Genomic DNA, 20,915 nt, shown 5'->3' with positions numbered 1-20,915 from the left:
TATCTTTAGTTCATTCATAAGAGAAATTTAAACTCTTAATAGAAATCGCTTTTTCCTAAAACAAAAATTATACCAGTATGGTATGCAAAAGAACTGAGTAAACAACAATTATAACAAGAAATTAACGTATAGGACACTAACAACAACCTTCAACTTCTGAAACTTTAACCCGTCAAATCACTTAAAATTAGACCCAGCAAACGCTGGGCCATACCTTCGTATTTGTATCTGCACAAGTAATATTTTACGTAAAAAACTCAAATATCTTTAATTAAACTAGTATTATAAAAGAAATCTGTTTCACAACTTGAATAAACCTAAAAATTTCTTTGGTGATTCATTTTTAATAGCATACGATGTTAGTTGACCAAGCATTTGCGTTAATCCGTTTTCAAATTCTAAAGATTCATCATCCGCACCAGTAAACGCATGAGTAATTTCATGTAACAAAGTACCGGAAAAATCGATTACATTTCGTAACTGACTCCTTTTAATAGTAATCCTTTGTTCTAATGGTTCCCATAATCCTAGGGCTTCAAAACCAGAATAATCTACTCTCATCGTCTCCGAAATACATATTTCTTTTATGTTCTTTGTCTGACTCTTTGGTAGCCATGTTAAAATCAATTCTTTGATAGCAAAAACTTTTTGTTCTTCTTTCGACAAAGAAGAGATCGGTATGTAAGTAAACTGAAAACTTGTATTAAACTCTTCTCGATAACCTTCTAAATCTCGAATTGGTTTCCCTTCAATATCTTGGAGTTTTGTAAGTCTATTAGCAATGGAATCTGGTACAACTACTACTCGATATCCATCACCTTGGGCATAAGTGACCAACGAACCCCCATTCCTCATTTGATCAGGCGTGAGAAAAATTACATTTTCGCTAGCGTTCAAGATTTTACATGCATGGAGTTGCACATCAGTCCATTGCAGTTCGTCATGAATATAACCGGTTTCAAAATTTTTCAGATCCGTTGCCATTTCATTAGCAACTCCTGAATCGGTACACGCAAGTAATATAGATTTTACTCTGTCTGTGTAAGCACTCCGCCCAACGTTCGTCCGTTCTCGATTAAGTGCTTTGCGTAAAGCCGCATTTAAAGAGGTAATATTATAGCTAAACAGGAAATTTTCTTCTTCAGCCACACACAGTCCGTTCACATAAATTCTTGCTTTATTCTGCCTATTTGGATTTAACACAGATCCGTAGGTGGTCTTTTCTAATATTTCATCTCCAGAGAAATAAAGAAAAAAATCTTTGGCTTGTTCCATATCCTCATCTTTGACTCCATATAAAGTCACATCTGTACCCACAAGAGTATTATCAGATGGTGGCTGAATCACCGCATGCAGAGTAACGATATCCTCAAATCCATGCTTATGACTTTTATCCATAGATATATCTGCATGACGAGAACGAATTAAGATACGGATATTCTGACGGTCAAAAGTAGCCATTGCATCTTTCAACCCTACACCAAATTTCCCAATCACCATCTCTGGATTATCTAACTTTTCCTTATTTTCATTTTGTGTAAAGTGCTCATATCGCAAACCACGGCCATAATCTCGAATGTGCCATGCTCCTTGTTCATCTTTATAAATCTCCGGGACAGATGTTTTCGATAATAGATGCTCATCAAAAGCATTAGCAATTAGTTCTCGCAAAGCATAGGCGGGTGTCCAATGTTCTAGTACTTTTTCAATGTTCAAGTCAAATTGACGTGCAACTCCCATTGCTATTCTCCTCCTTAGATATACATATAGTTTTCATTACAAATGACAGTTAACTTCAAGAAAAATAACAAAATGAACTGATGATCATTTTCACCCATTCTCCAAAAAAATATGATACTACTTTAATTCTAATTCAATAAATACTCTCCTGTAAATATTATCCTCTTCGAGACATAATCTTAGGATGATTAAATTAAAATTATGGTTTAATTAGAATCGAAGATTTTAACTTATAGAAACCAAAAAACCTTGAAGAATTCTCAAGGTTTTTCTCATATATACATAATTAATTTCCATCTGCAGAACTCAACGTGTATTTTAATATTCTAAGAAATAGTTTTTTGGATTTCTATAGCACCAGTCCGGGTCATACGGTACGGATTTTAGTTTTTCTACGTCCTCCCAGCTGTACAACCAATCATTGTCTGCTATCCAGAAATAATCATCAGGATTCAGCTTGAGATATTCATAAATAAAATGAAGGATTAGCTCTTGATTACCATAGATATCTTCAATATGCCTGACCTGGCACAGTCATTCACTAGTATCTAAACCTAAATCTTCGTGATAATAAAATTCAGTACTAGGGCTACTTATGCTGTGAATATGGAAAATAAATGATGATTCTTTGTCTCCTGTAGATGACTTGCGGTTAATGTTAAGCGTTGTATACTGAAAAGTTCCTTCATTTGTATACGTTTTGTTGTTATAGAAATAAAGAGCAACGTCCGAATGAAAAGCTGTAACAATAATATCAGCTAGGAGTTGCTCTGGAGAATATTTATCTTTCTTTGTTAAGATAACGGCTGAAGTTCCCATTTTCATTTCTCCCTCTTCCAAAGTACAGCTTATATGGTGAGACCACATTACAAACAAGTTTGAGCATAAATCTATTGACACTAATCATTTCTAGTTAATGTTCAGCAGGGTCAACTCTCTTTTGAAATTATTGAATCTCAATCTCACAGATCTCGATATATTTTTTATTGATCCAGTCTATTGCTAATTCCGCGTCTTCTTTCAAGATAACACCTTTCTGGCTTTTATATTGAAAGTTCTCTTTTGCCCATAACAATAGTACCTTTACGTATTCTACCGTCTCAATTTCACATGTGCTGTCCTCTTCATCTTCTTCCACAAAGATATCTTCAAAAGTGGTAAAAGACTTGTCCGATCTTATAAAATTGACGTTCCCTCCACCTTCGTATAACGTTATTTTTCCTTTCAGTAATTCAATTAGGTTTCCAACCTCTTCTTGGATCGTGGCAAAATCTCTAAAAATATCTGATCTCAAAGAATTAGTTATTAGATGACCATTCTTTAATGATGAATCAATGCCTAAGTCCAGGATAACTTCGTTGAAATCGTCTTTATATTCAATGGCATACCTATATTTAAACATGTTCGTATCTCCTATAAGTATGAGTTCATTATTTCGTCTCGGATATTACTAATCCAATCATCTTCTTATTTCAAAGAGTCCCCGTCTAGCAATGGCTTTAAAAGGAGCATGACCTGTTTCAGTATTCCTTAATAAACTCTTTTTTCTAAAGCGCAAACTAGTTTCCAGCTTGAAGATCGCGGTATCTCCGTCCATTTCTACAAAAGATACATTAATCCATATCGGAGCTTTCGGGAAAAGCCCTCCTAAAACCCCAACAACATCTTTTAACCATAGTTTTTTACCGCCAATATTCTCTGTGGATAACACAGGGTGTCTCATCATTTCATCGCTACCATCTAACATTTTCCCCTCTTCCTCAACGAGCTCGATGACAAACTTAACGATATCGCTCGAAATGTTTGTAGTCTTCCTTATCGTATCAACTGCTTTAGATAAATTAGTCGAAAAAATTTCCTCATTCATTTGAGTAATCAACATATCTCCTCCTATTCGAACTTCGAACCTTGATAAAGTCTTTTATAGGATCACCATTTGGGATGATACCTGGACATGGATTACTTATTCTCAAAATCTTTAACTTGCTCAATCTTTTGTGAAAAATCGCAAGCCTTTCGAAAATCTTCTTTCTTGTAAAGTTCGATTAAAACATTTGCCTCTTCTTCCCAATCGGGACCATATTGTAAAAGGTAATCTGTAAACCCTGCATAGTAGGAACGGTTAGATGGATTCAACCAAATCAATCTTTGATACATCTTCATTACACAAGGAATCGGCAGAAAGAAATGAGTAAGTTCATAATGGATTGCTTCCAATAAATGATCCGAGTTGTCCGTATGATCTATTTCTGATATCAATTGATGGTATAAATAGTCTACCGTCTCCCTCGTTGTTTTTAATTCAGTCTGATCTAATGTCAACCAATTCTGGTCAATCCATTGATGCAGTGTTTCCACTGTTTTTTGTAAAGTCAAAGCCTTCATCCTTTTTCTCATCAGTCTCTAGGATTCTGATAGCACCAGTCTGGATCATATGATGCGGATTTCAGTTTTTGCATGTCCTCCCGGGTGTATAGCCAATCATTGTCTGCTATCCAGAAATAATCATCAGGATTCAGTTTGAGATATTCATAAATAAAATGAAATATTAACTCTTGATTACCATAGATATCTTCAATATGCCCGACTTGGCATAAGGTTTCGCTAAGATCTAAACCTAAATCTTCGTGAGCATAAAATTCAGTACTCGGGCTACTTATGCTGTGAATATGGAAAATCAATGAGGCTTCATTGTCATCTGTAGGTGACTTACGGTTAATGTTAAGCGTTGTATATAAAAATTCTCCTTCATTGGTATACGTTTTGTTGTTATAGAAATAAAGAGCAGCGTCCGAATGAAAAGCCGCAACAATCGTATCAGCCAAGAGCTGGTCTGGAGAATATTTATCTTTTTGCGTTAAAATAACAGCTGAAGTGCCCATGAGATTGTAAACCCCTCCTCTCTCAAACTCGAATCAATCAAAGTTTATATAAACATTAAGATTCAAATGTGATTCTATTAGGGAAAAATCCATTTTCTCTAATTAAACAAACGGATAACTTTTGTGCTGCTCTATCGAAGTGAAATTTTGTTGCAATGTTTGGGTCAGGAATCGGGTCTAATTCTGCAAATTCCCTTGTTATTTTATTTAACTCTATTCTCCCCATAACCTTTTCATTTGGTCCAAATTATAAATAACCTTTTCTCATCTTCCATTTCCTTAAGTAACAAAACGAATGAAGCCAATATGTATCGCCTCCTGATTTATGTTTCACGGACGACCTGATCTTTTGTAGTTGTTCGCAAGCTTGAGCAAAATTAAATTACGATATCCTGGTATCCTACCTCAATCACTTCTTCATCCAATAAACGAAGTCCCACTCCATTTTCCTTATCCCATGAGCAATTAAATAGTACTCCAATATCTCGGCCTTCCCTTATATCTCCGTAGGGAACCACAATGCCATCTAACTCAATCATCTCCAGAATATGACCCGTTGTTTCAACTAAGGGATAGTTCTCATTAAAAATGATATCATAACCCAGTTCATATCGCCTTTGTTGATAATACTCTAAGAGTGTTTGTAAGAAATTTTGCTGCAAATCATTCCAATTTTTCATTAATGCCTGATATGCCAGGTACTGTTCTTCATCAAATATACCGTCCTCATCTCCATCAATCATGGGTGATATTTTGTTTTCATTTTCAAAAAATTGAATAGTCGTATCCTTAGTCCAAACATAATCATATTCGAGCTCGCCGAAAACTGAATCATTAATTTTCATTATAAGATCTTCCTCAACTATTTTTTTGCAAGTCCTCTAGGTTCACACGCCAGACAATTTTATTCTCAGAGAAGTTAGCAAATTGTTCTCACTGTAATATTGTATTGCAGCATCCCCTTCTTTGTTATCTACAAACCTGGCAGGCAGAAAACGAAGATAACCCAAACAGGTCAATCATTGTAGTACCCAACTAAGATCAACCTGTCTGATGTAGTGAAACAAATATTAGGGTTCACACTTTTCTAAAAACCATTTCCTAGCTTCTTCTTTTTCTAACAACACTGGTTTTTCCGGTGTGCCAATATTTATACTCTGAAAAAAAGCTTCCTCTATCCCTTTAATACTCTTTAGTGTTACTTTGTTTAACAACGTATCTTTAAATGTCGATACACTTATATCTACATTTTCTAGTCTTGCATTTCTAAAATCGGTTAAATGAAAAGATACATTAATCAGATTACAATCGACTAAACATGCGTTATTAAATGCTGCTTCCCAACAATCAGCTTTACTAAAGCTACTATTTCTAATGATGCAGTTGGAAAAATCCGTATACCTGAGATCTGATTTATAAAAATCACATCGATCTAAAGATGCATTGATAAACGTTGATGAGGCTAATAATGATGAATGAAAATCAACATTTTCCAGTTTGAGATCATCAAAAGTGCAATCTATTAAATAGGATTGTTCAAGTAATACATCGGATAAGTCAAAAACTCTTAAATCAACTTCATCTAACTTTAACTGTTCACCTTCCTCACCAATTGTCTCAACCCACTTTTTATGCAAAGCAAACATATTAATAATATCTTTTCCTTCCATTTTTCCACTCCTTAGGGGAACCATAATATTCTATCTGCTATTCCTTCTTTATCAATTGCTTTCTTCAGTTGTTCAATATGCTCAGGTCCTCTTGGATATGAAAACTTTTCACGTCTCACTCTATGCTTGTAAAGGTTAAAATTTCACTCATTTATTACTGTCTTTGTTGCTAATATTCCACATAGTTCGTTGTTAGAAATAAAATATATAATTTCTCCATCTGATATACCCAATTCAATATGGGTTACTTCTTTTAGCCAAATTACAAAACCACCTTCAAAAACCTGAATGAATGGACTTTCATATATGGGGTCTGTTACTTCAAAATGCGGAGTCCCCATAATACTTCGTTCCACAATGTGAAGTAAAGGACTCTGAACTGTCTTGGGATAAATAAATTCAATTTCTCTAAGAGCCCCTTCATTATCCAACCAAATACATCCACCACATTCAATTTGAATTGGAATACAATCATCTGACATATGTTCTGTCAATATATTATATGTTTGTACAGATGGGGTATAAGTAGATTCCGTATAAAATCCTGCATCTGACTGCTTTACATTTTTTATTTTCAACACAGTAAGTACTCCTTCCTAATCTTTGAAACTACCAGGTTGAACTCCTACATTTTAAAAAAAACTGAGACACCATCGGTTAGCTTCACAACAAAGAAACCCTAAAGGATGGTCTTTAGGGCTGTCTTTAACCTATGATTGATAATACAATTCTGAATACGTCTTATACCAATCAGGACGGTTTGCTTTAATCACAGACAACGCTTCAATCACTGTAACTCCTGGTTTGATAAATTTTCATAATCAATGCGTTGATTAGTCAGCCATATGTGTGCTATAGACTCCCCACAACTTGCCGCTGTCTTGCTGGAGCGTTGAAATATTTAAATCATTCATTGGAACTTGTCCAGTACGTAGTAAATTTAAATATGCTTCATTGCCTATTATTTGAATTTTTCGTTATTCCAAGATTAAAGGTCTTTAATGTCAATCGGTTCTTTTTCCAAAAACCTAACATTCAAAGGAAAATGAGCAACATTTGTTATATCTAATGCAAGCGGTTTAATAGAAAATGAGCCTCCTCTTTCAAAAACTCTTATTAAAAGTTCATAAATATTCAAGTATTTATGGACAATTGGTGATTTGTCTGCATACTTAGCCAGCTGTAAATAATACTCAAATATTCTTTTTACATACAAATTTTTATTTAAAAACTTTACTGCTTCTGGACTACAATACATTGAAATCTCTATTTCATCCTCAACGTCACCCAGCAATTTTGCTATATTCGTAAAAGCTGGTGGTAGGGGTTTTAGCTGTTCCTCTTTAAAAAAAATAGCTAATCTTCTTAAAAACTCATAACCCAATTTAGAATCTTCATCATTCACAGTTGTTCCTATCTTATCCCAATGTATATTATTTATTTTTAATTTTGCATTCTCAAGATACATTTCTTTCACCTCATTAGTATTCGATATCTTTATCAAAATGTTTATTAAAATCCTTAGAAGCAACGGCTTTAGATAAATTCGTCGAAAAAATTTTCATCCATTTGAGCAGTCAACGTATCCCCTCCTGTTCCACCCCATTGAAGAAATCTTTATACGAATCTTATGTATTGATTGAATGATGGATTCACTCTGCACAGGGTAAATCCATCAAATTTTAACATGACTAATATTCGATCTATCCTATAAAAACAACAGCATCTTTGCGCTGAAATGCTAGTGGCAATTTATTTTATAGACTCGTTATTCTTTCGATCATTTTATCCCTTTGTTCCTCTGCTAAATTTTTTACGGCCCAATCTTTGATTTGAATTAGTTCCTCAATAATTGACGGTACATCTTCCTCCTCTACATCAACACCTGATGAGAAGAGGTCTATCCATTGTAACCCTAGTTCCTCAATCGCAGGTTGCCAACGTTCTTTAAAAAACGATTCCGTAGCAATTGGGACAAAGAAACTCTGTTCAAAATCATTTTGTGGTTCATATATTACAGCACTAATTGACATGCATTTATTCGCCTCCAAAAGCAGCACTAAATTTGTAGTCTGGAAACTCTTCTTTTAGTTTATTAATGCTTTTTCTAAAGTAAAAAAAACCTTGAGGGATGCACCCCTTCAAGGTCAACTCCAATTAATAATTAAGACACAATGAAATCTTCTATTGGAACTATATTCCCATTATCATCATCAATATAAATGTCACGCGGAAAATTCTCTTGGGACAATATTTGTTTCATCAATTTTTCATTCGTATACGTCATCATTATAAATTGAGGGTTTGAAAAAGGAATTCGTTTTATATCATCTTCTTCATAATCATTAATGATATCTGCTGCACTTTCATAAAAAACATGATCGTAACCGTAATCTACAACAAATCTATTCTCAGTAAGATTAGTAGATTTATTTTCACCGTAATGTTTCAGATTACGAATACGGTTAAGATTGAAACTTTCATTGCCAATAAGAATTATCCATTGCATACAGCATTCTCCCCTTTTTATTACCTACCCACATAATTAATTAAGTCTGATTCACTTGTAAACACTTGGAACCCTTCTTTTTGAAGCCCTTTTACAACAGCAGAATTTGAAATTTGATTAGGTAAATATACAATAACTTCTTTATTTGTACTTGAGGCAGTATTTATTGCTTGTCGCGTCGCACCTTTTCCACCACCTTGTTTAACTTGAATTATTGCGTTATCAAGCTCAATATCATAATCTGTCAATGGTGTTCCATCATCTCTATATACTTTCTTGTTTACATCTACCACTTTACCAGGATATCTTGCTTCAATAGCATTAGCAGTTTCACCTACATATTTATCGGTTGAAATAAACGTCCTAACGTTACTAGTACGCTCAGTACTGCTAGTTTTTCTAACTTCACCCGTTTCCAAATTCTTTTTAATCTTTGCCACAGCCGGATCAGAAGCAGGCAAGCGAAACGGCCCTTTGCGACCCGGCATACTTCCGCGAACCATCTGGAAAGCCATAAAGATCTGGCTGAACTTCAGAGAAGTCAGCATTATCTGAGCATACTTATCGGATACAGGCTCGCCTGTGAAGGGATGGATTCTGTTTTCAAAAGCTTTAATCTGCAACGCATTGATATCTTCCCCCGGCTCTTCCGCATGACCTGCTTGCATCCGATTGATATCCAAATGTCCCTGATCCTTCTCATAAGCCTGCAGAGATGCCTGATCGGGGACACCATTTTCGTTTACAGGCATCCACATCAGCCTACCATAGATATTCACTTGTGCCATCCGATAGCCTTTGTCCTCCGAGCCCGTATCACTTACTGAGCTCTTCATCATTGCTGCCGCACCAACAGCACCAATAATACCGCCCAGACTGCCTTTCTCTGCATCTGCATTCTCAAACCGTGTCGCAATATCCTCTAACTCTTTCGAAGTATACACCATACTCTCCAGTGCTTTCTGTAGTACGGGACGCGACCGCGCAAAATCATCATAAAAACGCTCCTGTGTCACACCCATCCACATGGTTTGAAGGAACATCATCTGCCTGGAGAGATTATCTTGGATGTACTCCAATTGCTGTCTCGCCTGATCCACCTGATTCGATACGTGATGTAACTGCTCAGGAGTAACTTTAATCGTGCTCATCCATGTTCACCGCTCATCTAATATAGGATAAAACTATGTTAGCAGAAGTTTAATGGCAATTTGATCCGTCTAACCTCCTGATTTATCTTCGTAAACCTCCCTCTGAATGCTATGTTTCCATACTACGGTCCTATATCCTAATGGGAAAAAGCATAATGAAATTGACGAGGACAAAGAGCCACATGAAAGAAACTTGAAAAAGGCTCGTTCACACCAACCAAGCATTTATGTTCCACACTTATTTCATTTCTTTTTGATAACCCAAACTCCCTTATAAAAAAATTTATGACTAAAATCTATTTAAAGGATTTTAATTGTCCTATTCCAATGGTCTAAGTAGAATGTAATATTAGATCTGATATTTAACTTTTTCCAATCCTTTTTATCAATCGGAAAGGTTTCTTTTCCAAAAACTGCGGATGCAATGTTAACATAATAGTAACCATCATGTTCATTCATTTTAGTAATCACTCCTGTCAGAGGATCTTTCGTCGATACTTTATTAATCGAAACGATGTACAGATACCTTCCCTCGTTAAGATACCGATAGGTTATCTCATCTCCCTCTTTTAATTTGTTGCAAGATGGACTTTCAAATGTTTCTGTCTTCGTTCTGTTGTGCCCCTTTGATAGATCTCTAACTGTTACCTTACAGGATGAAGTTCCCTCCAGTTCAACCGAAACAATGTGCGTAGTTGATTCTATCGGCGTAAGGTCATTCATTGAATACCATACCCAACCTAGTGTTGCAATGATCAAGAAGATGCCGATAAACAATACTTTTTTCAAAAATGTATCCTCCTTTTATACATTAATATTGTTTCTTTGTGGGCCTTCTGTGCATATCATTTCAATTTTCCTAAACCTCTGTACATAGATGGTCGAATTATAAGTATCGTCATTTCCCTTAATTTAGGTAATAGTAAAATAGTCCTCAATTAAAGGTAATCTCTTCCTTTTCAGAGCATGAAAGATAAAAAAGCCGCCATATGGCGACTTTTGATGCAATAAACGAATTGTTATTCTGTTATATATAACTAAGAACACCAATGACTACTTTTCCTCTGCATAAACAAACACATAAGTGCTTTCATCCGACTTCTCTTCCGAGAAAACAAAATCTAACCGATCAAATCCCTTAATGTCTTCCACATCGGTAATCTTACGCTCTGCCATGTATCGCACCATCTCACCTCTTGCCATTTTAGCGCGGGTTGCCTTTTCAACCAGCTTCCCACCGACCATCTGTCCGAATACACATGTGATAAAGCGTGTCTCCTCTTTTAGAAAAGGGGTGATGTTCTTGCTATACTCTTTAGAAGCCAGATTGAGAATGCAGTTACTTTCCGTCTGAAGCTGATCTGCCAGCTTGCTGCCCCAGAACTGATAGAGCGATTTGAACCCTGGGCCTTGCAGCTTGCCTTGCATCTCCAACCGATAAGGGGTAACCCCATCCAAAGGCCGTAACATTCCATAAAAACCGGATAATATGCGTACATGCTGCTCCAGATACGCCAGTTCCTCATGTTGAAAAACACCTGGCGCCATATATTGATACTGGATGCCCTCATACGAATAGATTGCTGGCGTCAGATTTGTCTTCACATTCATGTTCTCAATCCGCTGCACATTCTGTTCGGCGATAGCATCGTTACATTTCCAGAGCGCTTTGAGCTCGTCATAGGATAAGGTTTGAAGCAGACTTAATAACTGTTCTGATTCATTTATAAATTGCGGTATCGCGGCGCTAGCCATCAGATCGGTATCAACCTTCATCTTTTTGGCCGGTGATATAATAATCCTCATCGTTCGAATCCATCCTTAATCTACCGTTGTTTTGTCGTTATTCATTGTACAGGATTGGATAGGTAAATCCAATGGTGAGGCATATTAACTCTTACAGGACCTCTTAAGAAAAACTCAAATAAACAAGCATTCCACTAATGGACTCACTTGTTTATCAGAATTCATAAAATATAATTTTTCACGAATGTGGGTCAGGTGTTAATTGCACCCATTGCTCTCCTCTATAAGAGTAGACATACTCCTGTGGATCATCTTTTAATTTCACTACTACAGGATACTTCGGCATTTTACTACGACGAGCTGTGATGCTTATAATATCGTTTTCATTTAATCCTTTCTCAACAGTTAAATACGTTCTTAAGCCGTCTTCTAGTTTCTTCATATCATTTTCATAGGAACCATACCATATAATTGAAACTACGCCCGCTAATATTATAAAAATGATTGATCCTTTTAAGAACTTCATTTTACTCACCTACCATTTACATTATAACAATATAAGATGTGTGATGAACACGGCTTATATACCTATGAAAAAGCTCAAAAATGAACAAGGCAGCCCCATATTGGACCGGCTTGTTCATTAGAATTCAACATCTTCAATTGTTGAAAAAGCAAGGTCTGCATTTCAAAACCGCTAATTAGGGAGACAGGCTACCCGTGCTGCTATTTTGCTCTGTTTTGGTCGTCGGCAATTGAATCATTGGTGTATTTGATCCACTTACATATGGAAGAGCTCCATCCCATTTCTTGATGGTTTCATATTCAACGAGTTGACTGGATAAGGATTGTTGTAGCTCTTTATTGGCTTTGGCTTGACCTTCTGCTTCGATCAACAGTTTGTCTGCATTACCTTGCGCTTCCACGCGCTTGCGATCTGCTTCTTTCTTGGCGATCTCAAGCTCAGTCGTTTTACGTTCCAGTTCTTGAGAAGCTTCGACACGCTTATCGATTGCTTCCTGAGTCTTTGCATCAGGTTGAGGAACACCTACAGTAACGTTAGATACAATAAAGCCTAACTCCTTAACATCATCAGAGAAACGTTGTTGCACGTCTACACCTGCTTCAGATGACTTTTCGCCATAAACATCAATGACTGTAAACTTGGAGATCCCTTTACGGGCTGCGTCACGGAAACGTGTTTTGAGATATGTATCCTCGATTTCTTGAATGCTAATTGGCCCAAATGTATTAAAGATAGAAGATACCTTACTTGGTTCGACTTGATAGTTATAAGCAAAATCGATGGTGATGTTCTTTCCATCAGAGGTAGCAATCTGAATATCTCTGTATTCAACCGTTTGAATTCGGATCGGATACTTCGTTACTTTATCAAACGCTCCAACGAGCTTCCACCCTTGACTCAGTGTACTATCTTTTACCCCTCCATTGGGTGAATAGACAACCCCGACATAGCCATTCGGAATTCGTGTTAAAAAGAAGGTCATCAGTACGACTCCCAAGATAATAACCAACGCAACCGTAATTGCTCCTACCCTAAACGTCTTTGAATTTTTCATTACCGTTCTCCTCTTGTTTGAATTTATTGTATTTCTTCAGAATTCTACTACCTATTTTATTGAATAGCGGGAACATTAATGACCATAGAATAAATGCAAGGATAAAGATTATAATGATTCCCCCAATAAATGGCATATTCGTCCTCCCTTCTATGGATGTAAACCAAAGCAAAAATTTATAATTAATAACTAATTACACCCTTCTTTATATATACTTTGTAAATTAATATTTGGTTTCATGGATTTCCAGTACCACTTATATGTATGTCCCGCATAGCCTAAATATAAAATAAACCCCGGTAGCACATCTGCATTCAGCAGCGCACGGCCGGGGTTCATCATTACTATTATTTTTAGCAGTGTTACATTACATATCTCAACTTACACTTATCTCGTAAAATCATGCTGCCCAATCGTCAGTAATGTCGGTCTGCTCTTGCTCCACTCAGACGTGGCAATTTTCGGATTGTAATAAAATAGCGCTCCATGCGTTGGGTCGGCACCATTGAGAGCTTGACGGGCAGCCTTGAACGAGGTTGCGGTTGGCTTCAGATTAAATTGACCATCGTCTACAGCTGTGAACTGACCTTTCTGGAAAATGACTTCGGAGATGGATGACGGAAACTCCCCCGATTGCACCCGGTTTAAGACAACTGCCCCTACTGCTACCTGTCCTTCAAAAGATTCTCCGCGTGCTTCCCCATGGATCAGCTTCGCCAGTTGACGCAGTGTTTCTCCTTCGGCTTTGACCTTTTGGTTCAGCCTGTTCAGCGTCACCGGACCTGCTACACCATCGGCACTTAATCCCTGTGCTTGCTGGAAATCGCGAACTGCGCTCTGAGTGATCGAACCGTAATAACCTGTTACTCCAGCATCAAAATACCCGAGCTCGCTCAGTTGCTCCTGCAATTGCACCACATGCTCACTGCGAATGCCCTGCTCCAGCTTCTGTGCTCCAGCGGAAGGGGCAGCAACGGTAAGTCCAAGCGTCATTGCACAGGCCCCAAGAAGCATACTGACTCGGCCTGCTCTTTTGTTCGTCTTTCTACCCCTGCGATGGGTGACTTTACGACTCACGGTAATAGGTTTCATATCGTCTGCACTCGTGCGCAGATCATTCGGATCAGAATACCCATATATGATATTCATCCCTACCTCTTCATCAACTCGCACCATTTCGTACACGCTATTCTGTTCACTCGTCATATGCATTTCGCTCATTGTATTCTTCTTATTCGTCATTTCCTTAACCCTCCATTTTTCTGAATCCAGTTATACGGCTTCCCCCTGAATCCTCTCGGATGGACATCCCGAGTGTCATTATAGGATATCAAAAATTGCCCGTCTATCGGACCGATGGAGCATGAAAAAATGAGTCCTGCACAGATCAAAAAGAGGCATGAGCCCATGGTCGTATCAGGGTCATACCTCTTCTTATATCAACCTTTTACCGCTAATTGAGCATCCACTTCCGTAGGCAAACAGACCCGCACAAAAGTTGCGCTAAAATTTTCTGAACATTACTCGGCGAGTTCCTGCCCTTTCGTTTCCCGGCCCCAGAACAGCACAGCAGCTGCTCCAATGAGAATTGTCACGAAGAAAATGGTGAAAATCAGGCTGATTGGAACTGCCTTCTGAACAAGCATACCTACCATAAATGGTGCAAGTACGCCCCCGATCCGGCCTACCGATGTAGCCAGTCCAACGCCTGTGGAACGCACGGATGTTGGATACAATTCTGGACTGTAAGCGTACAATCCGCCCCAAGCTCCCAGGTTGAAGAACGATAAGCAGATTCCGGCGGCCAAAATGGTCGCTTCGGTTGTAGCCAGTCCAAAGGCAATCGCACTGAACGCAGTCAAAGTAAGGTACACGACAAGTACAAACTTCCGACCAAACCGTTCAATGAAATACGCAGCAGTGAAGTAACCTGGCAACTGTGCGATCGTCATGATCAACACGTACTGAAAACTTTTGACCAACGTAAAGCCTTTCGCCATCACAACCGAAGGCAACCACAAGAACATGCCATAATACGAGAAAATAACGGTAAACCACAAAATCCATAGCATTAATGTGGTGCGGCGATGCGGTGCGGACCACACCGTGGCAACCTTCTCGCGGAATGTAATTTTGTGCAATTTCGTGTGATTCTTGTACCGCGGAGGATCTTGGATAGCACGGCGTAAATACAGCGCGTAGAACGCCGGAAGAGCTCCAATGGCAAATGCAATTCTCCACCCATACTCAGGGATTACAAAATTGGCAATCAGCGCCGATACAATCCAGCCCCCTGCCCAGAAGCTTTCCAACAACACAACCGCACGTCCACGTTCCGCTGTAGGCATCGATTCCGATACCAGCGTAGATGCTACGGGCAGCTCGCCGCCAAGACCGATCCCTGCAACGAGACGTAGTGCACACAAGACTGCAAAACCAGTAGCGAGTGCTGATAGACCGCTTGCAATCGTGAAGATCAGCAACGTCCACATCAGAATCGCTTTTCGTCCAAAACGGTCTGCGAGTGCACCTGCAAGCAAGGCACCTAGCGCCATACCGATAGAGTTGATACTTGTAAGCACCCCAACTTGTCCGGGACTAAGACTCCACTCCTTCGCGAGTGCAGCTACGATAAAGGAGATCATGCCGACCTCCATCGCATCAAACAGCCAACTCATGCCGGCACTGAACAGCAGCTTGCGCTGCTTGGGATTCCGCAACACTTCCAATTTACTCATCAGATTAATAGCTCCCTTGATCTCTATGTAGTCATCCTGACACTAAACCATTATTATGCAGAATGAACCAGAAATCAATGCAAAATACGACGTGACGCCAATTTACAACGAATATACAACGAACTCGATTTTGTAAAGGATCTCTCAGTCTTCTTCTCGACCCTCAACCTTTAAGGGAACCAGCGGTCAGACCTGCGACGAAATAACGCTGAAGTAGCAAGAACAGCACAATCATCGGGATCGCTGTCACAAGAACGCCAGTCAGCATCATCGGATAATTCGTCACGTACTCCCCGCGGAATTGCATCAGGGCAAGTGGCAAGGTCAGTTTGGACTTGCTGGTAAGCATAAGCATCGGAATGAGCAAGTCATTCCAGACCATCACCAGCAGGAACGTTGCCGTTGCCGCCAGTGAAGGTGCTGCGAGTGGCAGAGCAATTCGGGTGAAGAGTCTCCACTCGTTTGCGCCATCCATACTACCTGCTTCCAAAATTTCCGAATTCAACATACGCATAAAACCCGTCAGCATGAACACAGAAACGGGCATCAGCATGGCCGCCGATACGATAATCAAACCCGTCAGACTATCCGACCATCCAAGTGTACGTGTGAGGGAATAGATCGGTAACATGCTGACCTGAGACGGCACGATCAAACCTGCAACAAAGAGTGCAAACACTATTTTGCCTACACTGCCACCCCAGCGTACAATGGCGTACGCAATCATGCTACTCAGCAACAGTTCAATCGCAACTGTGCCGAGCGTCACAATCATACTGTTCCCGAAGTACTGCCACATCGGCTGATTACGGAACAAACCCGTCACATTATCCCACGTAAACGGCTCCGGCCAGCTGAAGGGGCTGGTGAAGAAGTTACTGCTTGTTTTGAACGAAGATACAAATACAAAATACAACGGCACAAGGATCAGCAGTGCGTACACAAACAGAATCAGTCGATTGAACCATTTTAAAACCATATAAAAAATCCCTCCTTCCTCTCAACCTCACACCTAAAATTAATCTCTACATCCATAATCAACTGGTTCCTATTGTTCGAACACAGTTCTCGATAAACGCTCACGAAAAGAGGCAATCATCTATCCGTTAATAGCTCACCCGGTCGGCACGGAGCGCCTTGAACTGTAATAACGTCAGTAGCGCGAGCAACACCAGGAAGATCATCGAACCCGCAGAAGCCAGACCAAAGGAATAACTGCCAAAAGCCGTATGATAAATATATGTGGTCAAAATTTCAGTGGCGTAGTTTGGGCCTCCGTCCGTCATGGTGAAAATAAGATCAAAGGCCTTGAACGACTGGATGGTCGTATAGGCTACCACAATCGTTGCCGATGGAGCCAGCAGCGGCCAGGTCACGGTACGGAATACCTGCCATTTGCTCCCGCCGTCCATACGTGCCGCTTCGTACAGTTCTGCCGGAATGCCTTGCAGACCTGCGATGAACACAATCATCATCTGTCCTGCGTGAGCCCAAACCTGCACCGCAGCGATAGAGAAAATCGCAATCTTCGGATCACCGATCCAGTTACGAGCCATGCTGCTCATGCCCGCCTCGTTTAGTCCATAATTGATCAGTCCAATGGACGGGTCATACATGAACGCCCAGATCAGCCCAACGGATACCGACGACAGAATCGCAGGTAGGAAATACAACGCCCGAAGTACCACTTTTGTCTTGGTATTGCGTACCAGAAGCAGGGCTAGAACGAGTGAAATAAAGGTTTGTGCGATGACAACGGTTAACATAAACTCCACGTTATTGCCGAAGGCTTTGCGAAATACGATGCTGCTGAGACTGTCCTTGTAATTATCCAGCCCTACAAATGCATACGACGGGGATACCCCGTCCCAATCCGTAAAGGAGTAGAACAGCCCCGTCAATGTAGGAAATACGAACAATCCAACGTACAGCAGCAATCCGGGTAACAGAAACAGGGATAGCTGAATACGGTTTTTCATCGTTTATTTCCCGATATGCTGATCAATGATCGCTTGTGCCTGCTGTGCTGCTTCTTCCGGGGAAGTCCCGCTCAGCACAGCCTGAATGGAGTTGGTTACCGCCTTCTGGTTGTCTCCATTCAGAATGGTGAACCGTGGCTGGAACACGGTCTTTTTGTTCGCCCATTCTCCTGCAACTTGTAGCTCTGGTGTATCATACTTCACGTCATTCACCGTTACATTCTGTCCGGTTTGGTTGGCGTATGCGCTAGCTACATCCGGTTTGCTCAGGAATTCAAGGAATTTCTTTGCTTCTTCCGGGTGTTTCGATTTGCTGTTTACCGCAAGCATGAATGTGGTCGTGTGCACCCCTTCATATTTGGCTTGATCCGCACTTACCGTAATCGGCGCGAGCAACTTTTGCTCCAGATTCGGGTTTTGTTGTTTGTTCTGAGCAAGTTGATACGATCCACTTGCAAGCATCGCTGCTTTTTCCTGAATAAACAGTGCACCTGCTGCCGGGTCTTTTGTACCCAGTGCATCCTGCTGGAAGTATCCTTTATCGTTCAGCTCTTTGATTTGCGTCAACGTTTTCACCCAGAACTCATCTGTCAGTTTGGCTTCGCCCGCTTCAACTTTGGTAAAAATGTCGTCACTCGGTGCATTGTTCATCACCATCGTATTCATGAATTGACCCGGACCAATGTCCGCTCCGGCAAAGGCAATCGGAATAATGCCATTGTCTTTCAGTTTTTGGCACAGCGCCAGGAACCCTTCCCAATCTTTCGGTGGGGTCAGGCCGTACTTTTCAAACAGTTTAACGTTATAGATCGGATCGTTATATACAAGTTGATACGGAATCGCATATTGTTTGCCATCATGCTGTCCGGCTTCGATCAGTTTTGGATTGTAAGCCGACAGGATGGATGATCCCGTCAGATCCGTAAACAGTCCAGCTTTGCTGAACGCTTGGAATTGAGCGCCCGGGAAAGATGCAAACACATCCCCTGTGGAGCCGTCGCTGATTTTGGATTGCACAGTGGATTGATACTGATCCGATGGGAGCGTCTGCATCTCCACATGGATGTTCGGGTTTTCTTTTTCAAACGCGTCGATCGTCTTGTTAAATGCTTCGGAATCCTCACCGCGCCAGTGCATGAAGCTAATGGTTACTTTGCCTGAACCTGAGGAGCCGTTCTCTCCGGATGCCGCATTATTTCCACCGCCGCAAGCGGACAGCAGGATGGACATCACCAGCATACTGACAAGCGGCAGGATCATTTTTTTATTTTTTTTCATGAAAGACGACCTCCTAAGTTAGCAGTAATAGAATGTTGTTTCTGTCTTGTTTTCCATTTCTCGCGGATGATGGGCATCACGGTCTTGCCGAAGATTTCGGCTTCTTCCAGATGCGGATAACCGGATAGAATAAATGTCGTCACGCCCAGGTCTCCATATTCCATTAAACGTTCTGCAACCTGCTCCGCTGTACCCACGATGAGGATGGCTCCCCCGGAACGTACCACCGACAAACCTGTCCACAGGTTCGGCCCAACGACAAACTGTTGCTTCTCGGACAGTTCCCGGAGCTCATTCTGTCTGCGTTGGTTGGTGGCATCCGTTTCGGCGAATGCGGCTTTGGCCTTTTCAATCGCTTCCGGTGGTACTTTGCTGATAATATCCCATGCCGCTGCCCATGCCTCTTCTTCCGTATCCCGAATGAGCACCTGAGCACGCATACCGTAACGGAGCTGACGATCTTTACCCGTCTCCTCTTTTACCTGCTCTCGAATGACTTCGATCTCTTCAATCTGTTCCTGAATCCAGTCATGCGGCTCGCCCCACATCAGGAAGGTATCTGCATGTTCAACGGCCACTCGCTTGGCAATCGGAGAACTTCCTCCAAGATAGAATGGAGGGTATGGCTTCTGTACCGTCTCCGGCATGCCTACCGGGCCTTTGAAGTTGTAATATTGACCGTTGAATTCAGGATTTGGTTCGCTGGATGCATCTGCACCTGATTGTGCGCCACTTCCGGCGAATTCCGTCAGATTCAAGCCTGTCGACTGCGTCCACGAACGCTTCATGACTTCCATATACTCGCTTGCGCGAACATACCGTTCATCATGCGCATGTGCCAGCGGATCACCGAGTTCTTCCAGATCTCGAACCGAACTGCCTGTAACTACGTTAATCATGGCGCGACCGCCAGAGAGCTGATCCAGTGCCGCACCCATGCGGGCCGCAAGTACGGGTGTAACTAAACCTGGGCGAATCGCTACAAGGGGACGCAATGTCTTGGTGTGACTCATTACCGCCGAGCCGACCACCCATGCGTCCAGACAGGCTCCCCCTGTCGGAATGAGTACAAATTCGAATCCGGCCGTTTCCGCCGTCTGTGCCACCTGCACCAGATAATCCAGACTTGGCTCACGCTCCGGCTCTACACCTACATACTTCCCATCTCCGGCGGTTGGTAAAAACCATCCAAATTTCATCTCTTCCTGTTCGCTCATTCACGTCAGTCCCCTCTATGGATAAATAAAGTCTCATGTTAAAAATAAGATCGGTGTTGTGCAACATGGCCGTTCCGGGTACGAATCGTTCTTTCGATCGCTGTTATCTCCAGATTTTTCGATTCCCTTTCCAAAGGGAAAATCCGGAGATAAAGGCGAACACTACGTTTCTTCAGAATCGATTTCGTCCCCTCCACTATGTTCGCACTCGTTAAACCCTATTTTTAAAGTGCGCCTAATTTCTAATTGTTTTGTAAAGTACACATCTAAAAGCCGATTAATTAACTTGGTTTAATAGGTATGGACATCATATCAATTGATTTGTCTGTGATCAATGTCATTTCGCGGCAATTTATTTTTGTCATTTTGTGGTCATTTTCCGAATTCAGGTTTACCTGATCTTGAATTTATATAAAACCCACCTG

25 protein-coding genes are annotated in these 20,915 nt (G+C 40.6%); all 25 read right to left on the bottom strand.

Annotated features, from left to right (window positions below; all coding sequences use genetic code 11):
- Nucleotides 1–300: 300 nt before the first annotated feature.
- The 25 genes from J2T16_RS12515 to J2T16_RS12395 all read right to left on the bottom strand — a co-directional run bounded on the left by J2T16_RS12515 (nucleotide 301) and on the right by J2T16_RS12395 (nucleotide 20,490).
- Nucleotides 301–1,740 carry an ATP-binding protein gene (locus tag J2T16_RS12515; RefSeq protein WP_336120294.1) on the bottom strand — a complete coding sequence of 480 codons (1,440 nt, stop codon included), beginning with the start codon at nucleotides 1,738–1,740 and terminating at the stop codon, nucleotides 301–303.
- 534 nt (nucleotides 1,741–2,274) lie between these two features.
- Nucleotides 2,275–2,616, bottom strand: coding sequence for a hypothetical protein (locus tag J2T16_RS12510; RefSeq protein WP_499018408.1), 342 nt, complete (start codon nucleotides 2,614–2,616; stop codon nucleotides 2,275–2,277).
- Between the two features lie 70 nt (nucleotides 2,617–2,686).
- Nucleotides 2,687–3,142, bottom strand: coding sequence for a hypothetical protein (locus tag J2T16_RS12505; protein WP_336120296.1), 456 nt, complete (start codon nucleotides 3,140–3,142; stop codon nucleotides 2,687–2,689).
- Nucleotides 3,143–3,199: 57 nt separating this feature from the next.
- Nucleotides 3,200–3,607 (bottom strand): hypothetical protein, encoded by a 408-nt coding sequence (locus J2T16_RS12500; protein WP_499018473.1) that lies wholly within the window; start codon nucleotides 3,605–3,607, stop codon nucleotides 3,200–3,202.
- A 92-nt stretch (nucleotides 3,608–3,699) separates the two neighbouring features.
- Nucleotides 3,700–4,125 carry a hypothetical protein gene (locus J2T16_RS12495; RefSeq protein ID WP_336120298.1) on the bottom strand — a complete coding sequence of 142 codons (426 nt, stop codon included), beginning with the start codon at nucleotides 4,123–4,125 and terminating at the stop codon, nucleotides 3,700–3,702.
- An 11-nt stretch (nucleotides 4,126–4,136) separates the two neighbouring features.
- On the bottom strand, nucleotides 4,137–4,622 hold the full coding sequence (locus J2T16_RS12490; RefSeq protein WP_499018407.1) for a hypothetical protein: 486 nt from the start codon (nucleotides 4,620–4,622) through the stop codon (nucleotides 4,137–4,139).
- 55 nt (nucleotides 4,623–4,677) lie between these two features.
- Nucleotides 4,678–4,848: a hypothetical protein gene (locus tag J2T16_RS12485; RefSeq protein WP_434349151.1), complete on the bottom strand. Its 171-nt coding sequence runs from the start codon at nucleotides 4,846–4,848 to the stop codon at nucleotides 4,678–4,680.
- Nucleotides 4,849–4,999: 151 nt separating this feature from the next.
- Nucleotides 5,000–5,467: a DUF6985 domain-containing protein gene (locus tag J2T16_RS12480; protein WP_499018406.1), complete on the bottom strand. Its 468-nt coding sequence runs from the start codon at nucleotides 5,465–5,467 to the stop codon at nucleotides 5,000–5,002.
- Between the two features lie 225 nt (nucleotides 5,468–5,692).
- Nucleotides 5,693–6,292 carry a pentapeptide repeat-containing protein gene (locus J2T16_RS12475; RefSeq protein ID WP_499018405.1) on the bottom strand — a complete coding sequence of 200 codons (600 nt, stop codon included), beginning with the start codon at nucleotides 6,290–6,292 and terminating at the stop codon, nucleotides 5,693–5,695.
- Nucleotides 6,293–6,435: 143 nt separating this feature from the next.
- Nucleotides 6,436–6,873 carry a hypothetical protein gene (locus J2T16_RS12470; protein WP_499018403.1) on the bottom strand — a complete coding sequence of 146 codons (438 nt, stop codon included), beginning with the start codon at nucleotides 6,871–6,873 and terminating at the stop codon, nucleotides 6,436–6,438.
- 407 nt (nucleotides 6,874–7,280) lie between these two features.
- Entirely contained in the window at nucleotides 7,281–7,760 is a 480-nt protein-coding gene (locus J2T16_RS12465; protein ID WP_499018402.1) for a hypothetical protein, read from the bottom strand.
- Nucleotides 7,761–8,049: 289 nt separating this feature from the next.
- A complete protein-coding gene (locus J2T16_RS12460) occupies nucleotides 8,050–8,325 on the bottom strand; it encodes a hypothetical protein (protein WP_336120304.1) in 276 nt (91 codons plus the stop codon).
- A gap of 131 nt (nucleotides 8,326–8,456) precedes the next feature.
- A complete protein-coding gene (locus J2T16_RS12455; RefSeq protein ID WP_154983734.1) occupies nucleotides 8,457–8,801 on the bottom strand; it encodes a hypothetical protein in 345 nt (114 codons plus the stop codon).
- A 20-nt stretch (nucleotides 8,802–8,821) separates the two neighbouring features.
- Complete coding sequence (locus tag J2T16_RS12450) at nucleotides 8,822–9,952, bottom strand: WXG100 family type VII secretion target (RefSeq protein WP_336120305.1); 1,131 nt, start codon at nucleotides 9,950–9,952, stop codon at nucleotides 8,822–8,824.
- Nucleotides 9,953–10,252: 300 nt separating this feature from the next.
- Nucleotides 10,253–10,741, bottom strand: a complete 489-nt coding sequence (locus J2T16_RS12445; RefSeq protein WP_336120306.1) for a hypothetical protein — start codon at nucleotides 10,739–10,741, stop codon at nucleotides 10,253–10,255.
- Between the two features lie 264 nt (nucleotides 10,742–11,005).
- Complete coding sequence (gene yaaA, locus J2T16_RS12440) at nucleotides 11,006–11,758, bottom strand: peroxide stress protein YaaA (protein ID WP_336120307.1); 753 nt, start codon at nucleotides 11,756–11,758, stop codon at nucleotides 11,006–11,008.
- Between the two features lie 178 nt (nucleotides 11,759–11,936).
- The gene (locus J2T16_RS12435; protein ID WP_336122707.1) at nucleotides 11,937–12,224 is read right to left on the bottom strand and encodes a DUF3139 domain-containing protein; all 288 of its coding nucleotides are present in this window, start codon (nucleotides 12,222–12,224) and stop codon (nucleotides 11,937–11,939) included.
- 175 nt (nucleotides 12,225–12,399) lie between these two features.
- Nucleotides 12,400–13,278 (bottom strand): prohibitin family protein, encoded by an 879-nt coding sequence (locus J2T16_RS12430; protein WP_336120308.1) that lies wholly within the window; start codon nucleotides 13,276–13,278, stop codon nucleotides 12,400–12,402.
- Nucleotides 13,256–13,354 carry a hypothetical protein gene (locus J2T16_RS12425; protein WP_491630686.1) on the bottom strand — a complete coding sequence of 33 codons (99 nt, stop codon included), beginning with the start codon at nucleotides 13,352–13,354 and terminating at the stop codon, nucleotides 13,256–13,258. Before J2T16_RS12425 ends, J2T16_RS12430 begins: the two co-directional genes overlap by 23 nt.
- A 311-nt stretch (nucleotides 13,355–13,665) precedes the next feature.
- Nucleotides 13,666–14,292, bottom strand: coding sequence for a cell wall hydrolase (locus J2T16_RS12420; protein ID WP_154888672.1), 627 nt, complete (start codon nucleotides 14,290–14,292; stop codon nucleotides 13,666–13,668).
- 506 nt (nucleotides 14,293–14,798) lie between these two features.
- The gene (locus J2T16_RS12415; protein ID WP_090922661.1) at nucleotides 14,799–16,016 is read right to left on the bottom strand and encodes an MFS transporter; all 1,218 of its coding nucleotides are present in this window, start codon (nucleotides 16,014–16,016) and stop codon (nucleotides 14,799–14,801) included.
- Nucleotides 16,017–16,179: 163 nt separating this feature from the next.
- A complete protein-coding gene (locus tag J2T16_RS12410) occupies nucleotides 16,180–16,995 on the bottom strand; it encodes a carbohydrate ABC transporter permease (protein WP_090922663.1) in 816 nt (271 codons plus the stop codon).
- 127 nt (nucleotides 16,996–17,122) lie between these two features.
- A complete protein-coding gene (locus J2T16_RS12405; protein ID WP_186811624.1) occupies nucleotides 17,123–17,995 on the bottom strand; it encodes a carbohydrate ABC transporter permease in 873 nt (290 codons plus the stop codon).
- Between the two features lie 3 nt (nucleotides 17,996–17,998).
- Nucleotides 17,999–19,273, bottom strand: coding sequence for an ABC transporter substrate-binding protein (locus J2T16_RS12400; protein WP_336120310.1), 1,275 nt, complete (start codon nucleotides 19,271–19,273; stop codon nucleotides 17,999–18,001).
- Nucleotides 19,270–20,490 (bottom strand): LLM class flavin-dependent oxidoreductase, encoded by a 1,221-nt coding sequence (locus tag J2T16_RS12395; RefSeq protein ID WP_336120311.1) that lies wholly within the window; start codon nucleotides 20,488–20,490, stop codon nucleotides 19,270–19,272. Before J2T16_RS12395 ends, J2T16_RS12400 begins: the two co-directional genes overlap by 4 nt.
- Nucleotides 20,491–20,915 lie beyond the last annotated feature (425 nt).

The organism is Paenibacillus intestini, from assembly GCF_030803945.1.
In the GTDB taxonomy this organism is placed as follows: domain Bacteria; phylum Bacillota; class Bacilli; order Paenibacillales; family Paenibacillaceae; genus Paenibacillus; species Paenibacillus polysaccharolyticus.
This window is presented reverse-complemented; position numbering and strand designations above follow the sequence as displayed.

Coding starts and splice junctions, on each gene's coding strand:
- J2T16_RS12465 (WP_499018402.1), bottom strand. CDS start 7,760: ATGTATCTTGAGAATGCAAAATTAAAAATAAATAATATACATTGGGAT.
- J2T16_RS12495 (WP_336120298.1), bottom strand. CDS start 4,125: ATGAAGGCTTTGACTTTACAAAAAACAGTGGAAACACTGCATCAATGG.
- J2T16_RS12405 (WP_186811624.1), bottom strand. CDS start 17,995: ATGAAAAACCGTATTCAGCTATCCCTGTTTCTGTTACCCGGATTGCTG.
- J2T16_RS12430 (WP_336120308.1), bottom strand. CDS start 13,278: ATGAAAAATTCAAAGACGTTTAGGGTAGGAGCAATTACGGTTGCGTTG.
- J2T16_RS12425 (WP_491630686.1), bottom strand. CDS start 13,354: ATGTTCCCGCTATTCAATAAAATAGGTAGTAGAATTCTGAAGAAATAC.
- J2T16_RS12395 (WP_336120311.1), bottom strand. CDS start 20,490: ATGAGCGAACAGGAAGAGATGAAATTTGGATGGTTTTTACCAACCGCC.
- J2T16_RS12480 (WP_499018406.1), bottom strand. CDS start 5,467: ATGAAAATTAATGATTCAGTTTTCGGCGAGCTCGAATATGATTATGTT.
- J2T16_RS12515 (WP_336120294.1), bottom strand. CDS start 1,740: ATGGGAGTTGCACGTCAATTTGACTTGAACATTGAAAAAGTACTAGAA.
- J2T16_RS12460 (WP_336120304.1), bottom strand. CDS start 8,325: ATGTCAATTAGTGCTGTAATATATGAACCACAAAATGATTTTGAACAG.
- J2T16_RS12415 (WP_090922661.1), bottom strand. CDS start 16,016: ATGAGTAAATTGGAAGTGTTGCGGAATCCCAAGCAGCGCAAGCTGCTG.
- J2T16_RS12450 (WP_336120305.1), bottom strand. CDS start 9,952: ATGAGCACGATTAAAGTTACTCCTGAGCAGTTACATCACGTATCGAAT.
- J2T16_RS12410 (WP_090922663.1), bottom strand. CDS start 16,995: ATGGTTTTAAAATGGTTCAATCGACTGATTCTGTTTGTGTACGCACTG.
- J2T16_RS12500 (WP_499018473.1), bottom strand. CDS start 3,607: ATGAATGAGGAAATTTTTTCGACTAATTTATCTAAAGCAGTTGATACG.
- J2T16_RS12485 (WP_434349151.1), bottom strand. CDS start 4,848: ATGGGGAGAATAGAGTTAAATAAAATAACAAGGGAATTTGCAGAATTA.
- J2T16_RS12400 (WP_336120310.1), bottom strand. CDS start 19,273: ATGAAAAAAAATAAAAAAATGATCCTGCCGCTTGTCAGTATGCTGGTG.
- J2T16_RS12490 (WP_499018407.1), bottom strand. CDS start 4,622: ATGGGCACTTCAGCTGTTATTTTAACGCAAAAAGATAAATATTCTCCA.
- J2T16_RS12420 (WP_154888672.1), bottom strand. CDS start 14,292: ATGCTTCTTGGGGCCTGTGCAATGACGCTTGGACTTACCGTTGCTGCC.
- J2T16_RS12475 (WP_499018405.1), bottom strand. CDS start 6,292: ATGGAAGGAAAAGATATTATTAATATGTTTGCTTTGCATAAAAAGTGG.
- J2T16_RS12505 (WP_336120296.1), bottom strand. CDS start 3,142: ATGTTTAAATATAGGTATGCCATTGAATATAAAGACGATTTCAACGAA.
- J2T16_RS12435 (WP_336122707.1), bottom strand. CDS start 12,224: ATGAAGTTCTTAAAAGGATCAATCATTTTTATAATATTAGCGGGCGTA.
- J2T16_RS12455 (WP_154983734.1), bottom strand. CDS start 8,801: ATGCAATGGATAATTCTTATTGGCAATGAAAGTTTCAATCTTAACCGT.
- yaaA (WP_336120307.1), bottom strand. CDS start 11,758: ATGAGGATTATTATATCACCGGCCAAAAAGATGAAGGTTGATACCGAT.